The sequence below is a fragment of the Streptomyces viridochromogenes genome, from assembly GCF_001270495.1.
Classification (GTDB): domain Bacteria; phylum Actinomycetota; class Actinomycetes; order Streptomycetales; family Streptomycetaceae; genus Streptomyces; species Streptomyces viridochromogenes_A.
In genome coordinates this window covers 12,610-26,794 of the sequence record NZ_LGUR01000241.1, presented here as the reverse complement: position 1 = coordinate 26,794, position 14,185 = coordinate 12,610, and the positions used below count along the sequence as shown (strand labels likewise).

The 14,185-nt window shown below is 70.7% G+C and carries 14 protein-coding genes; 8 read left to right on the top strand and 6 right to left on the bottom strand.

Annotated elements, in window-relative coordinates; all coding sequences use genetic code 11:
* Window positions 1-46: 46 nt before the first annotated feature.
* From ADK36_RS37585 to ADK36_RS37555, 8 genes are all read left to right on the top strand, one after another.
* A complete protein-coding gene (locus ADK36_RS37585) occupies window positions 47-691 on the top strand; it encodes a three-helix bundle dimerization domain-containing protein (protein ID WP_053200801.1) in 645 nt (214 codons plus the stop codon).
* 48 nt (window positions 692-739) lie between these two features.
* Window positions 740-1,159: an arsenate reductase ArsC gene (locus ADK36_RS37580; RefSeq protein ID WP_048580683.1), complete on the top strand. Its 420-nt coding sequence runs from the start codon at window positions 740-742 to the stop codon at window positions 1,157-1,159.
* Between the two features lie 372 nt (window positions 1,160-1,531).
* Complete coding sequence (locus ADK36_RS49240; protein WP_159391249.1) at window positions 1,532-1,783, top strand: hypothetical protein; 252 nt, start codon at window positions 1,532-1,534, stop codon at window positions 1,781-1,783.
* A gap of 125 nt (window positions 1,784-1,908) precedes the next feature.
* Window positions 1,909-3,015: a 23S rRNA (adenine(2503)-C(2))-methyltransferase RlmN gene (gene rlmN / locus ADK36_RS37575; RefSeq protein ID WP_048580684.1), complete on the top strand. Its 1,107-nt coding sequence runs from the start codon at window positions 1,909-1,911 to the stop codon at window positions 3,013-3,015.
* Window positions 3,016-3,281: 266 nt separating this feature from the next.
* Window positions 3,282-4,334, top strand: a complete 1,053-nt coding sequence (locus ADK36_RS37570; protein ID WP_425315290.1) for a thiamine ABC transporter substrate-binding protein — start codon at window positions 3,282-3,284, stop codon at window positions 4,332-4,334.
* Entirely contained in the window at window positions 4,310-5,995 is a 1,686-nt protein-coding gene (locus ADK36_RS37565) for an ABC transporter permease (RefSeq protein ID WP_048580685.1), read from the top strand. Before ADK36_RS37570 ends, ADK36_RS37565 begins: the two co-directional genes overlap by 25 nt.
* The gene (locus ADK36_RS37560) at window positions 5,996-7,015 is read left to right on the top strand and encodes an ABC transporter ATP-binding protein (RefSeq protein WP_048580686.1); all 1,020 of its coding nucleotides are present in this window, start codon (window positions 5,996-5,998) and stop codon (window positions 7,013-7,015) included.
* Window positions 7,016-7,040: 25 nt separating this feature from the next.
* Window positions 7,041-7,838, top strand: coding sequence for a maleylpyruvate isomerase family mycothiol-dependent enzyme (locus tag ADK36_RS37555; RefSeq protein ID WP_048580687.1), 798 nt, complete (start codon window positions 7,041-7,043; stop codon window positions 7,836-7,838).
* A gap of 115 nt (window positions 7,839-7,953) precedes the next feature.
* Here ADK36_RS37555 and ADK36_RS37550 read toward each other — a convergent pair whose 3' ends face one another.
* From ADK36_RS37550 to ADK36_RS37525, 6 genes are all read right to left on the bottom strand, one after another.
* Window positions 7,954-8,616 carry an LAETG motif-containing sortase-dependent surface protein gene (locus ADK36_RS37550; RefSeq protein WP_234330032.1) on the bottom strand — a complete coding sequence of 221 codons (663 nt, stop codon included), beginning with the start codon at window positions 8,614-8,616 and terminating at the stop codon, window positions 7,954-7,956.
* Between the two features lie 177 nt (window positions 8,617-8,793).
* The gene (locus tag ADK36_RS37545; protein ID WP_048580689.1) at window positions 8,794-9,927 is read right to left on the bottom strand and encodes an LOG family protein; all 1,134 of its coding nucleotides are present in this window, start codon (window positions 9,925-9,927) and stop codon (window positions 8,794-8,796) included.
* Window positions 9,928-9,964: 37 nt separating this feature from the next.
* Window positions 9,965-10,384, bottom strand: coding sequence for a VOC family protein (locus tag ADK36_RS37540; RefSeq protein ID WP_048580690.1), 420 nt, complete (start codon window positions 10,382-10,384; stop codon window positions 9,965-9,967).
* A gap of 120 nt (window positions 10,385-10,504) precedes the next feature.
* Window positions 10,505-11,878, bottom strand: coding sequence for a hypothetical protein (locus tag ADK36_RS37535; protein WP_053200799.1), 1,374 nt, complete (start codon window positions 11,876-11,878; stop codon window positions 10,505-10,507).
* Window positions 11,860-12,600, bottom strand: coding sequence for an ABC transporter ATP-binding protein (locus tag ADK36_RS37530; protein WP_048580692.1), 741 nt, complete (start codon window positions 12,598-12,600; stop codon window positions 11,860-11,862). The genes ADK36_RS37535 and ADK36_RS37530 overlap by 19 nt, the downstream gene beginning before the upstream one ends.
* 207 nt (window positions 12,601-12,807) lie before the next feature.
* A complete protein-coding gene (locus ADK36_RS37525) occupies window positions 12,808-14,181 on the bottom strand; it encodes an aspartate aminotransferase family protein (RefSeq protein ID WP_048580693.1) in 1,374 nt (457 codons plus the stop codon).
* Between the last annotated feature and the right edge of the window lie 4 nt (window positions 14,182-14,185).

The window sequence follows — 14,185 nt, the reverse complement described above, 5'->3', positions numbered from 1 at the left end:
CCGTCTCCCCACGCCCGTGGGGACCCATGCCGCGAAGGGGGTTCCCATGACCGCATCCCCGCCCCCCGTCCTGCCCGACGACCGCCTAGCGTCCGGCATAGCCCGCCTCGCCCTGCACTACCGCGGACGCTTCTCCGCCGAGACGATCCAGCGCCTGGTCATCGACTCCTACGAGCGGCTGGCCGAGCACGCCCGGGTCCGTACTCACCTGGTGGTGCTGGCCGAGCACCTGGCAACCGAGCGCTTGGACGCCCTCGCCCACATCGAGGGCGCACCGGGGTGCGGCCTGCCCCGGGTGCCGTTCGTGTGCAGCCACAACGCCGGCCGCTCTCAAATGGCCGCCGCCCTCCTCGCCCACCGCGCGGGCGGACACGTGGTCGTCTCCTCCGCGGGCACAGACCCTGCGGCCGAGGTCGAACCGGTCGTCGCCCAGGCGCTCACCGAGGCCGGTGCGGACTTTGCGGACGCGTTCCCCAAGCCGCTGACCGACGAGGTCGTGCAGGCGGCCGACATCGTCATCACGGTGGGATGCGGGGACGCCTGCCCCGTGCTGCCGGGCCGTCGATACCTGGACTGGCCGGTCACCGACCCCGAGGGCGCCCCGATCGCCGTCGTCCGCCACATCCGCCACATCCGCGACGAGATCGACGCCCACATCACCGAACTCCTCGCCTCCCTGCCGAGCACCTGAACCCACCCCCTGCACAACCCGCTTGATCCATTCACGAAGGAAGAACCGATGTCCTCCAGCCCGCTCGCCTCCGTGCTGTTCGTCTGCGTCCACAACGCAGGGCGCTCCCAGATGGCCGCCGGATTCCTCAGCCACCTCGCGGGCGACCGGATCGAGGTCCGCTCCGCCGGCTCCATCCCCGGCGACCAGGTCAACCCTTCCGCCGTCGAGGCCATGCACGAGGTCGGCATCGACATCTCCGCGGCCCAGCCGAAGGTCCTCACCACCGAGGCCGTCCAGGCCTCCGACTACGTCATCACCATGGGCTGCGGCGACGCCTGCCCGATCTTCCCCGGCAAGAAGTACCTCGACTGGGCCCTGGAAGACCCCGCGGGCAAGGGCGTCGAGGCCGTCCGCCCCATCCGCGACGAGATCCACAAGCGCATCGAGGCCCTGATCGCCGAGATCGACGCCACGCAGGAGGCGTGAGTCCGGACTCGGCCGGAGACGGCATACGCCGTCATCATCAGCTCCGGCCCCGCCGGACGACCCGGCCGACGCCGGTCGCGGTTTCCGTCTCATCCAGCGCCGTTCACGGACCTCCAGCCGGGGCCAGAGGCCCACTGCTGCTCACCGGCCAGCCGCCCATGAACGCAGGTGAACGCCTCCGTACGCGGTCCCTGAGCCCACCAGCACAGTTGGAAAGCGTGCACCGAGGAGCGCTCCCGACGTACTGACCCGCGTGCGCCTGCATCGCCTGACACCGCCGGCCCTGAGCCCTGCTCCGTGTCGACTACGTGCCACACGCTGGAAAATCGTTGCTGGCCACTAAACGCAGCCGTCCGCTTTCAGGCTCGCTGGGTGGCAACTGTCACGGCCCAGTCCGCGGGGAGCAAGATCACCGGAGAGGTCGTCGGTCGCCGGCCTTTCGGGGTCTTGATGCGTATGGACGGCGTGCCGGACGCCATCGCGCCGGCGGAGATCACGCGCATGCCGCTGGGGGTGGAGCTTCCGGCCCTCGGGGCCTTGGCCAGCGGTGAGGTCTACTGGCACGACGACCGCAACCACCAGGTCAGGGTCCGGCTCGACGAGTGGCAGGGAGCCGACGCGTGATCGAACCTGGGCCGTCTCTGGGCCGTCCGAGGGTGGTCAGCGGCGACCGGTGACGGCTACTAACGACAGCCGTAGCCAGCCGCACCCGCAGGTCACCCAAGTGGATCTGCGACACTGGGAGAGTTATGCCTGCACCCGGAGAACTCACATTCGCAGCCCCCCGCGGAGCCAAGAAGCCGCCGCGGCACCTTGCCGATCTCACCCCCGGTGAGCGCAAGGACATCGTCGCCGCGATCGGCGAGAAGCCGTTTCGTGCCAAGCAGCTCTCGCAGCACTACTTCGCGCGGTACACGCACGACCCGGAGCAGTGGACCGACATCCCCGCCGGGGCCCGTGCCAAGCTGCGGGAGGAGCTCTTCCCCGAGCTGATGACCGTCGTACGGCATCTGTCGACGGACCAGGGCGACACGCGCAAGACGCTGTGGCGGCTGTTCGACGGGACGCTCGTCGAGTCGGTGCTGATGCGGTACCCGGACCGGGTGACCATGTGCATCAGCTCGCAGGCGGGGTGCGGGATGAACTGCCCGTTCTGTGCGACCGGGCAGGCGGGGCTGGACCGGAATCTGTCGACCGCCGAGATCGTCCATCAGATCGTGGACGGGATGCGGGCGCTCCGGGATGGCGAGGTCCCGGGCGGGCCCGCCCGGCTTTCCAACATCGTCTTCATGGGCATGGGGGAGCCGCTCGCCAACTACAACCGGGTCGTGGGGGCCATCCGGCGGCTCACCGATCCGGAGCCGGACGGGCTCGGGCTTTCCCAGCGCGGCATCACCGTCTCCACCGTCGGGCTCGTCCCGGCCATCCACCGGTTCGCCGACGAGGGCTTCAAGTGCCGGCTCGCGATCTCGCTGCACGCGCCCGACGACGAGCTGCGCGACACCCTGGTGCCCGTGAACACGCGCTGGAAGGTGCGTGAGGTGCTCGACGCCGGGTTCGAGTACGTCGGGAAGAGCGGACGGCGGCTGTCGATCGAGTACGCCCTCATCCGGGACATCAACGACCAGGCATGGCGTGGTGACCGGCTCGGGCGGCTGCTCAAGGGCAAGCCGGTGCATGTGAACCTGATTCCGCTGAACCCGACGCCCGGGTCGAAGTGGACCGCCTCCCGGCCCGAGGACGAGAAGGCGTTCGTCGAGGCCATCGCCGCCCATGGTGTGCCGGTGACGATCCGGGACACCCGTGGTCAGGAGATCGACGGAGCGTGCGGGCAGCTCGCCGCGACCGAGCGGTAGTCTGGCCACCGTAAGACCGCCGTAAGTACATCTTCATATTCCGACAGGGGAGCGCCACAGCGCTGAGAGTGCGGCAATCGGGCCGCAGACCCTCTGAACCTTGCCCAGGTCATTCTGGGTAGGAAGTTCGGTCACTACTCAAGCTGTTGCGCCCTGCCCGGGACCCCGGAGGTCCTGGGCAGGGCCGCGTCTCTTCCTGGTCACCCAGGAGGAATTCAGTGAGCATCACCCACAAGCGGTTCGCGGCTGTCGTCGTGGGCCTCGGCATGGTCGGTCTGTCCGCGTGCGGGTCGTCGTCCGGCTCCAAAGGTTCCGAGTCCGGCGGTTCCGGTTCCGGCTCCAAGACCGTCACGCTCGTCGCCCACGACTCGTGGGCCGTGTCGAAGAACGTCCTCGCCGCCTTCGAGAAGCAGTCCGGGTACAAGGTCAGGGTCCTGGAGGACGGCGACGCCGGGCAGGCCGTCAACAAGGCCATCCTCACCAAGGACAACCCCCAGGGCGACGTCTTCTTCGGCGTCGACAACACCCTGCTCTCGCGGGCGCTCGACAACGGGCTGTTCCAGTCGTACGAGCCGAAGGGCTCGGATCTCGTGCTGCCCGAGTACCGGGTCGACCAGGACCAGCACCGGGTCACGCCGATCGACACCGGCGACATCTGCGTCAACTACGACAAGGCGTACTTCACCGAGCACAAGCTGGCCCCGCCCAGCTCCTTCGACGATCTGGTCAAGCCCGCGTACAAGAACCTCCTCGTCACCGAGAACGCCTCCACGTCCTCGCCCGGCCTCGGCTTCCTGCTCGGCACCGCCGCGAGGTACGGCGACGACGGCTGGGCGGACTACTGGGAGAAGCTGAAGGCCAACGGCGTCAAGGTCGTCGACGGCTGGGAGCAGGCGTACAACGAGGAGTTCTCCGGCTCCGCCGGCGGCAGGAAGGCCAAGGCCGACCGGCCGCTCGTCGTGTCGTACGCCTCCTCGCCGCCCGCCGAGGTGATCTACGCCGACCCGAAGCCGACCACCGCGCCCACCGGTGTCGCGACCGGCACCTGCTTCCGCCAGGTCGAGTACGCGGGCCTGCTCAGCAACGCCGGGAACGCCGAGGGCGGCAAGGCGCTTCTCGACTTCCTGCTCACCAAGACGTTCCAGGACGACATGCCGCTCAACATGTTCGTCTACCCGGTACGGAAGGGCGCCCAGGTGCCGCCGGAGTTCACGAAGTACGGTCCCCAGGCCAAGGATCCCGAGACCATGGCCCCCGAGAAGATCGCCGACAACCGTGACGACTGGGTCAAGTCGTGGACCTCGCTCGTACTGAAGTAGCCGAAGCGGTCCCGGCGGGTAAGGGACGCGCGCGGAGCGCGGCGGTGCGGCTCGGCCTCGTCGCCGTGCCCGTCGCGTTCTTCGCGGTCTTCTTCGCCTACCCCGTCGCCGCGATCGTCGCGCGCGGTCTGAACGTCGACGGGGCCTGGCAGCTCGGGCGTATCACGGACGTGCTCGGGCAGTCCGACATCCGGCACGTCCTGTGGTTCACCACCTGGCAGGCGCTCGCGTCCACCGCGCTGACCCTGCTGATCGCGCTGCCGGGCGCCTACGTCTTCGCCCGCTTCGACTTCCCCGGCAAGCAGATCCTGCGGGCCGTCGTCACCGTCCCCTTCGTGCTGCCGACGGTCGTCGTCGGTACGGCGTTCCTCGCGCTCCTCGGCCGCGGCGGGCTCCTCGACGAGCTGTGGGGCGTACGGCTCGACACCACCGTGTGGGCCATCCTGCTCGCGCACGTCTTCTTCAACTACGCCGTCGTCGTACGGACCGTCGGCGGGCTCTGGTCGCAGCTCGACCCGCGGCAGGAGGAGGCCGCGCGGATGCTCGGGGCGTCCCGGCTCACCGCATGGCGGACCGTCACCCTCCCGGCCCTCGGGCCCGCCGTGGCCGCCGCCGCGCTCATGGTCTTCCTGTTCACCTTCACCTCCTTCGGTGTCGTCCAGATCCTCGGCGGGCCGACCTTCTCGACCCTCGAAGTGGAGATCTACCGGCAGACGTCCGAGATCTTCGACCTGTCCACGGCCGCCGTCCTGACGATCATCCAGTTCCTGGCGGTGGGCGCGATCCTCGCCGTGCACGCCTGGACGGTACGGCGGCGGGAGAGCGCCCTGCGCCTGGTGGACGCGTCGGTGACCGCGCGTCGGCCGCGCGGGGCGGGGCAGTGGGCGCTGCTGGCCGGCGTCCTGGCCGTCATCGTCGTACTCCTGCTGCTGCCGCTGGCCGTGCTGGTGCAGCGCTCCCTGGACGCGCCCGACTTCGGCTACTACCGGGCGCTGACCAGCGCTGATGGTGGGGTCTTCCTGGTGGCCCCGATCGAGGCGATCGGCAATTCGCTCCAGTACGCCGTCGTCGCCACCCTCATCGCCGTGCTGATCGGCGGGCTGGCCGCGGCCGCGCTGACCCGACGGGACGCGGGCCGGTTCGTACGGGGCTTCGACGCGCTGTTGATGCTGCCGCTCGGGGTGTCGGCGGTGACGGTCGGGTTCGGGTTCCTGATCGCCCTGGACGAGCCGCCGCTCGATCTCCGCAGCTCGTGGATCCTCGTGCCGCTGGCCCAGGCGCTGGTCGGGGTGCCCTTCGTCGTACGCACCATGCTGCCCGTGCTGCGGGCCGTGGACCAGCGGCTGCGCGAGGCGGCCTCGGTGCTGGGGGCCTCGCCCTGGCGGGTCTGGCGTGAGGTGGATCTGCCGATGGTGCGGCGGGCCCTGCTGATCGCCGCCGGGTTCGCCTTCGCTGTGTCGCTCGGGGAGTTCGGGGCGACCGTGTTCATCGCGCGGCCCGACAACCCGACGCTGCCGGTCGCCGTGGCGCGGCTGCTGGGGCGGGCCGGTGAACTCAACTACGGCCAGGCGATGGCCCTTTCGACGGTACTGATGGTGGTGTGCGCGGTGGCGCTGCTGGTCCTGGAGCGGCTCCGCACGGATCGGACGGGGGAGTTCTAGATGCTGTTGAGGCTGGCGGGTGCGACCGTACGGTTCGACGGGCGGCCCGTGCTGGACCGCGTCGACCTCGATGTCGCCGAGCACGAGATCGTGTGCGTGCTCGGGCCGAGCGGCAGCGGCAAGTCGACGCTGCTGCGGGCGGTGGCGGGGCTGCAACCCCTCGATGCCGGACGGGTGTCGCTCGACGGCCGGGACCAGGCGGGGGTGCCCGCGCACAAGCGGGGCGTGGGGCTGATGTTCCAGGACCATCAGCTGTTCCCGCAGCGGGACGTCGGCGGCAACGTGGCCTTCGGGGCGCGCATGCACGGTGCCTCGAAGGGTGAACAGGCCGAGCGGGTACGGGAGTTGCTCGACCTGGTCGGACTGCCGGGTGCCGCCCGCCGGGCCGTCGCCGCCCTCTCCGGCGGGGAACAGCAACGCGTGGCGCTGGCCCGTGCGCTCGCGCCCCGGCCGCGGCTGCTGATGCTGGACGAGCCGCTGGGGCAGCTCGACCGCTCGCTGCGGGAGCGCCTTGTGGTCGAACTCCGGGAGCTGTTCGGACGGTTGGGCACCACGGTGCTGGCCGTGACGCACGACCAGGGCGAGGCCTTCGCGCTCGCCGACCGGGTCGTGGTGATGCGGGACGGGCGGATCGCCCAGGCCGGGACGCCGCTGGAGGTGTGGCAGCGGCCCGTGGACGAGTTCGTGGCGCGTTTCCTCGGGTTCGACAACGTGGTCGAGGGCACCGTCGCAGGCGAGGCCGCGGACACGCCCTGGGGCAAGCTGCCGGTGGGCGAGGGCGCCGCACAGGGGGCGCGGACGCTGCTCGTACGGCCGGCCGGCGTGCGGCTCGTCGCCGCCGAGGCGGGGCTGCGCTGCACGGTCACGGCACGCACGTTCAAGGGCACACACGTCGCCGTGCACCTCCAGCCACAGGGCGCGCCGCGCCTCGAAGCGGCCTGTGCGCTGCGGCACGCGCCCGAGGTCGGGGACGAGGTCGGTGTGGAGTTCGACGCCGCGGAAATTGTCGTGCTGGACTGATCGACCGGCACATAGGGTGCGGGGCATGACGTCACTCCCGCACGATCGTTACTGCGACGAAATCGCCCACCAGGTCGGCCTGTTGAGGGCCCTGGTGACCTCCGGTGCCGACCTGTCGGTCACCGTGCCGACCTGCCCGGACTGGTCCCTGGAACAGCTCCTACGGCACACCGGCGGCGCCCTGCGCTGGGTGGAGCTGATGGTGCGGACGCGGGCGCAGGAGGAGATCCCGGAGGAGAAGGTGCCGGGGGCGGACGGGCCCGAGGGCGAGGGCGACCCCGTGGCGCTCGACAACTGGCTCGCCGAGACCGGTGAGATGGTCGTCGCCACGCTGCGAGAAGCCGGTCCCGACGCCAAGGTGTGGGGCTGGGCCGGGGTGTTCAACGCAGGGTTCTGGGCCCGCCGTATGACCCACGAGATCACGATCCACCGTGCGGACGCGACCCTCGCCGCGGGGCTGCCCTACGAGGTCGCCCCGGACATCGCCGCCGACGCGATCGACGAGTGGTTGGAGATCGTGGAGTGGGCCCAGCGGACGCTGCCGGACGATCCGGCGCGGGAACTGCGCCGACCGGGCGGCAGCATCCATCTGCACGCCACCGACAACACCCCTGACGTCGACGCGGAGTGGTTCATCGACCTCGCCGAGGACGTCATCGCCTGGCGGCGCGGCCATGAGAAGGCGACGGTCGCGCTGCGCGGTCCCCTCACCGCCGTACTGCTCGGCTTCTACCGTCGACTGCCGCTGGACAGCCCGGAGTTGGAGGTCCTCGGCGAGCGGGAGTTGCTGGAGTTCTGGCTGGAGCGGGCGACCTTCGGCTGACAGGAGCGGACAGCCGTACGCCAGCCGTACGCCAGCCGTACGCCCCCCCGTGCGACAGGCGAATGGCCCGCCCCCGGGAAGGGGACGGGCCACGAGGGTGTTGCTGTGCGGGGTGTCAGCGGTCGCTGCTCGCCCCGCGACGGCGCAGGCCGAGGAAGACCGCGCCGCCACCGATCGCGACCAGGGCGACCGCGATGCCGGCGATCAGGCCGGTGTTGGAGTTCGCACCGGTCTCGGCGAGGTTGGAGTCACCGGCCGCCGGGGACGGGGCGCTGCTGACCGTGTCCGCGGGGGCGGTGCTCTCGCTCTCCGAGGGCGTCGGGGTCGGGGAGTCGGTCTCCTCGGCCGGGGTGGAGGCGGAGTCCGACGGGGTCGGGGTGTCCGACGGAGCCGGCGGCTCCTCCTCGTCCTTCTTGCAGGCCGTGGACGGCGTCGTCAGGTTCGGCTTGATGTCCTCGTCGACATAGCCGGCGGCCTTGACGTGGACGCGGTACTCGGCGTCCGGCTTCCAGTCCTCGGCGAAGGTGATGGTGACACCCTCGCGCGAGCCCTTGACCACCTGCTCGCCGACCTTCTTCAGGTCGGCGCCGTTGTTCTGCAGGTACACGCTGACGGTCGCCGGGACACCGCTGGGGTCCACGTCGGTGACCGCGATGACACCCTTGTCGCCGTCGCACTTGGCTTCGGCGGAGAATTCACTGATGTCGCATGCGAGCGCGTTGCCCGCGAGGCCGAGCGCGAGCGCGGCCGAGGCGGAGGCAACACCAAGAGCGCGCACGGAACGCGCGACAGTACGGCGGTTTATGGACACTTTTGTCCTTACGAGTTGCACCACTGAGGGGGGTTGAACGAGGCGGCGATGTGACATCACCGTCCCCAGGAGTCTCACAGGTTTATAAGCGTGGCATAAGCAGTGTCAACGCGTATGCGGCCCACAGCCGTTGGCTTTGCCCGCTTATTGCTCGCTGAGACGTTTCAGAGCCTCCGGAGCCTCCTCGATTCGGTCGACGAGGGCGATACGGGACTCCATCGACCGCTCCCGGGCAAGGGCCTTCAACAGCGGCCAGGCAGGCAACTTCTCCGTCCAGTGGGCCCGGTTCACGAGCACCATCGGGGTCGGCCCGCCGCGCGACTCGTAGTAGTTCGGCGTCGCGTTGTCGAAGATCTCCTGAACGGTGCCGGCGGCACCCGGCAGGAAGACGACGCCCGCGTTGGAGCGGGCCAGGAGGCCGTCCTCGCGGGTGGCGTTGGCGAAGTACTTGGCGATGTGGGAGGCGAACGGGTTCGGCGGCTCGTGGCCGTAGAACCACGTCGGGATCCCGACGGAGCGGCCGCCCTTCGGCCAGCGCGCACGGACCTCGAAGGCGGCCGTCGCCCACTCGGTGACCGAGGGAGTGAACAGCGGTGCCTTCGCCAGCAGCCGGAGCGCGTCGGTGAGCATCTCGTCGTCGTACGGGGCGCCGTACGCACCGAGGTTGGCCGCCTCCATCGCGCCCGGGCCGCCGCCGGTGGCGACCGTGAGACCGGCGCGGGCCAGCTCCCGGCCGAGTCGCGCGGCATCCTCGTACTCCTCCGTACCGCGCCGCATCGCGTGGCCGCCCATGACGCCCACCACCCGTGCGCCGGAGAGCAGTTCGTCGAGCGCGTCCGAGACCGAGTCGTCGTGGACCGCGCGGAGCATCGAGGCGTAGATGTCGCCGTCGGCCTTGGTCCGCTGGAACCAGGCGTAGGCGAGGGCGTCCGGCGTGTTCTCGTAGCCGTCCGGGCCGTCCGTCAGGGAGGCGAAGAGTTCGTCGGGGGAGTAGACCAGGCCACGGTACGGGTCGAAGGGCAGGCCCGGGACCGGCGGGAAGACCAGGGCGCCGTCCGCGCGGATCTTGGCCGCCGCCTCCTCGCGCATCGGGCAGCCGAGGAAGAGGGCGCCAGCCGTGTCGGTGGTGAGCAGCTCGCGCGTACGGTCCGTCAGGTCGACGGCCTGGACGCGGAATCCGGCGAGGGAGCCGCGCGCCGACACGGTCGCGTCGAACTCCTCCAGCGTCTCTATCTCACGGTCGTTGTGGTGGGCCGCATGGGCGGGCATCGTCTGCACCCGCCCATGCTAGGCACCGTGGATGGGACGCCTCGCGTCAGCCCTCGATGGCCGACGGGTCCATCCAGACGACCTCCCAGGTGTGGCCGTCGAGGTCGTCGAAGGCGCGGCCGTACATGAAGCCGTGGTCCTGGGTCTCGCCGGAGACGGAACCGCCCGCGGCGACCGCCTTGTCGACCAGCTCGTCGACCTTCTCGCGGCTCTCGGAACTCAGCGCGATCAGCACCTCGCTGGTCTTCGCCGCGTCGGCGATCTGCTTCTTCGTGAACTGGGCGTACTTCTCGTGGGTGTGCACCATCGCGACGATGGTCTCGCTGATCACGACCGACGCGGTCGTGTCGTCGCTGAACTGCTCGTTGATCGAGTAACCGAGCTCCGTGAAGAACTTCTTCGAGGCGTCGAGGTCGTTCACGGGCAGGTTCAGGAAGATCATCTGCTGGTACGCGGGGGCGGTCATCGTGGTCTCTCCCATCGGGGTGTCTGCTGTTCGATGGGGTAGACCGGGGGTCCGAGCGGAACTCATCGCCCGGCGGACATCTTTTTTTCGTACGTCTTCCCACGTCTTCGGACGTCGGCTTCAGCGGGCTGCCAGGGGCAGTGCGGCCAGCTCCGCCACGATCAGGGTGAGCGGGCAGAAGAAGGCGAGCAGGGCACCGGCGCGCAGGGCTGCCGCACTGCGGAGGAGCGTGGTGGGGGCGCCGAGGCGGACCAGCGCGGCCGTGGTGTCGGCGCGGGCCTGTTTGGCCTCCACGGCGGCCGTGAGGAGGGTGGCCACGGCGCAGCCGGTGACCACGGTGGCGCCGAGGGTGCTGAGTGGGCCGACGGTGGCGGTGGTCGCGGCGGCGGAGAGGGGAGCCATGGCGTACGCCGCGGAGGCCACGGCGCAGACGACGCCGAGGGGGCGGCCGATGCGGGTGGCCTCCGCCATGAGGACGCGGCCCGCCAGGAGGCGGACGGCGCCCGGGCGTACGGCTTGGAGGAGGCGGCCGCAGAGGTGGGTGAGGCCGGGGGCGGCCAGGGCCAGCCCGACGGCGGTCAGGAGCCAGCCGACCAGTACTCCGGCCGGGCCGCTGGGGAGTGCGGAAGGAAGGGCGAGGGCGCCGCTTGCCGCGCGGGCGGCGTAAGCCTCCACGGCCAGGCCCGCGGCGACGATGGCGATGCCCCAGGGGAGGCCGACGGGGGGTTTGCGGGGGGCCGGAAGGTGGGCCACGTGGTCCAGGGGTTCCAGGGGTTCCAGGGGTTCTTGGGGCTCCGGGGATTCCTGAGGTTCTTCTGCCGACGTGCTCGACCCCTCCGGCGGCGGGTCGCCCTTCTCCTGGGCCCCTCCCCGGCGCGCCCCGAACCGCCCGTACGCCCCGAACGTCTCCCGGGCCACCGCCCTGCCGTACGCCCCGAAGCGGCGGTACGACCGTCCCTCGGCGCCCCGTGCCGCGGCGTGGCCGGGTTCCTTCGGCCGGAGGACGAAGGCCACCGTCGTCGACGCGATCGCCGGTACCAGGGTCAGCAGGGTCAGGGCGGCCGGCAGAGGAAGGGGGCGGTGCGCTGCCAGGAACTCCGCGGCCGCGCCGTCGAAGGGCATGCCCGTCAGGTCGCCGCGCAGGTGGAGGAAGACCAGCAGGGCGAGCATCGAGCCCAGGGTGCAGGACAGGGCCGTGGTGGTGGCCGAGACCAGCATCAGGCGGGTCGGGCCCAGGCCGATCGCCGCGAGGCCGGGGCGGGGCTTGCTGCCGGGGTCGGTGCGGGCCACCGCCACCGCGAGGTGGACCGTCGCCGCGAGTGGGGGCACGCACCAGGCCAGGCGCAGGAGCGACGCCCCGGCGTCGGCGTGGGACATGGCGTAGCCCAGGGCGCAGAGCAGCAGGAAGCCCGTGCCCGCCGAGGCCGCCGCCACGAGCAGGCGGCGCAGTTGTACGGCCGGCTGGGCGCTTCGGGTCAGACGGAGAGCGAGCACGCGGCCCGGCCTTCCGTCGCGGTGACCGGAGGCAGGTGCACCGTGTTGACGCGCCGGCCGTCGAGGAGGGCGATGGTGCGGTCGGCGAAGGCCGCGTTCTCCACGTCGTACGTGGCCAGGACGACCGTGATGCCGTGCGAGCGGGCCGCCGTCGTCAGGGCGCGCAGGACGTGCGCGCGGTCGGCGCGGTGCAAGGGGGCCGTCGGTTCGTCGGCGAACAGGACCGTGGGTGAGGGGGCCAGCGCCCGGGCGATGCACACGCGCTGCCGTTCGGCCTGGACCAGCTGGTGTGGGCGCTTGCGGGCCGACTCGCCGACGTCCAGGCGGTTCAGCCACTCCAGCGCGGCCGTCTTGGCACGGCGGCGGCTGGTGCCGCGCAGCATCAGGGGGAGGGCGGCGTTCTCCCAGACGTTCAGCTCGGGGACGAGTGTCGGGGTCGGGTCGATCCAGGTGAAGCGGTCGCGGCGGAGCCGTTCGCGGGCCGGCGCGCCCAGGGTGTGCACCGGGATGCTGTTGAACCAGACCTCGCCGCCCCGCGCCGGAAGGAGGCCGGACAGACACCGCAGGAGAGCCGTCTTGCCGCTGCCGCGCGGGCCCGTGACGGCGAGGATCTCGCTTTCACGCACGCCGAGCGAGACCCCGCCGAGCGCGGGGGAGCCGTCGCGGTGCGTGAAGTGCAGCGCGCGTGCCCAGAGCACGTCGTTGTCCGGCGGAGCCTCCATGGGCGTACACCTCGTCAGATCCGTAGTTCCCGTGCCGTTCCCCCGTGCGGGGGAACGAAGACAGGGCCGATCGGTTACCAGGCACGCTAAGGATCCGGGACCGGAACGCCGGACAGCACGCGGCGGGGGTGCACCCTTCTCACTCCTACGGGTGCACCCCCGCCGTCGTACCGCCGAAGGCCGGTCCTCCGTCGAACCGCCGGAGGTCTAGAGCTTCGTCCAGGCCTCCGACAGGGTCGCCCGCAGGATCTGCTCGATCTCGTCGAACGTCTCCTGGTTGGAGATCAGCGGCGGCGCGAGCTGGACGACCGGGTCGCCCCTGTCATCCGCACGGCAGTACAGGCCGTTGTCGTACAGTGCCTTGGAGAGGAAGCCGTACAGGACCCGCTCGGTCTCCTCGTCGTTGAAGGACTCCTTCGTCGCCTTGTCCTTGACGAGTTCGATGCCGTAGAAGAAGCCGTTGCCGCGGACGTCGCCGACGATCGGCAGGTCGTGGAGCTTCTCCAGGGTCGCGCGGAAGGCGCCCTCGTTGTCGAGCACGTGCTGGTTGAGGCCCTCGCGCTCGAAGAGGTCGAGGTTGGCGATGCCCACCGCGGCCGACACGGGGTGGCCGCCGAAGGTGTAGCCGTGCAGGAAGGTGTTGTCGCCCTTGTAGAACGGCTCGGCCAGGCGGTCGGAGATGATGCACGCGCCGATCGGGGAGTAGCCCGAGGTCATGCCCTTGGCGCAGGTGATCATGTCCGGGACGTAGCCGAACTTGTCGCAGGCGAACGTCGTGCCCAGGCGGCCGAAGGCGCAGATGACCTCGTCCGACACCAGCAGAACGTCGTACTGGTCGCAGATCTCGCGGACCCGCTGGAAGTACCCGGGCGGGGGCGGGAAGCAGCCGCCCGCGTTCTGCACCGGCTCCAGGAAGACCGCGGCGACCGTGTCCGGGCCCTCGAAGAGGATCTGCTGCTCGATCTGGTCGGCGGCCCAGCGGCCGAAGGCCTCCGGGTCGTCGCCGAAGAGCGGGGCGCGGTAGATGTTGGTGTTCGGGACCTTGTGCGCGCCCGGGACGAGCGGCTCGAAGGGGGCCTTCAGGCCGGGCAGGCCGGTGATGGACAGGGCGCCCTGCGGGGTGCCGTGATACGCCACCGCGCGGGAGATCACCTTGTACTTGGTGGGCTTGCCGATCAGCTTGAAGTACTGCTTGGCGAGCTTCCAGGCGGTCTCGACCGCCTCGCCGCCGCCGGTGGTGAAGAAGACCTTGTTGAGGTCGCCCGGCGCCTCGTGGGCCAGCCGCTCCGCCAGCTCCACGGCCTTCGGGTGGGCGTAGGACCACACCGGGAAGAACGCCAGCTCCTGCGCCTGCTTGAACGCGGTCTCGGCCAGCTCGACCCGGCCGTGCCCGGCCTGCACCACGAACAGGCCGGCGAGCCCGTCGAGGTAGCGCTTGCCCTTGTCGTCGTAGATGTAGGTGCCCTCGCCCCGGACGATGGTCGGGACGGGGGACTTCTCGTACGAGGACATACGCGTGAAGTGCATCCACAAGTGGTCGTACGCGGTCCTGCTGAGGTCCTGAGGGCTGTTGCTGCTCACGGTT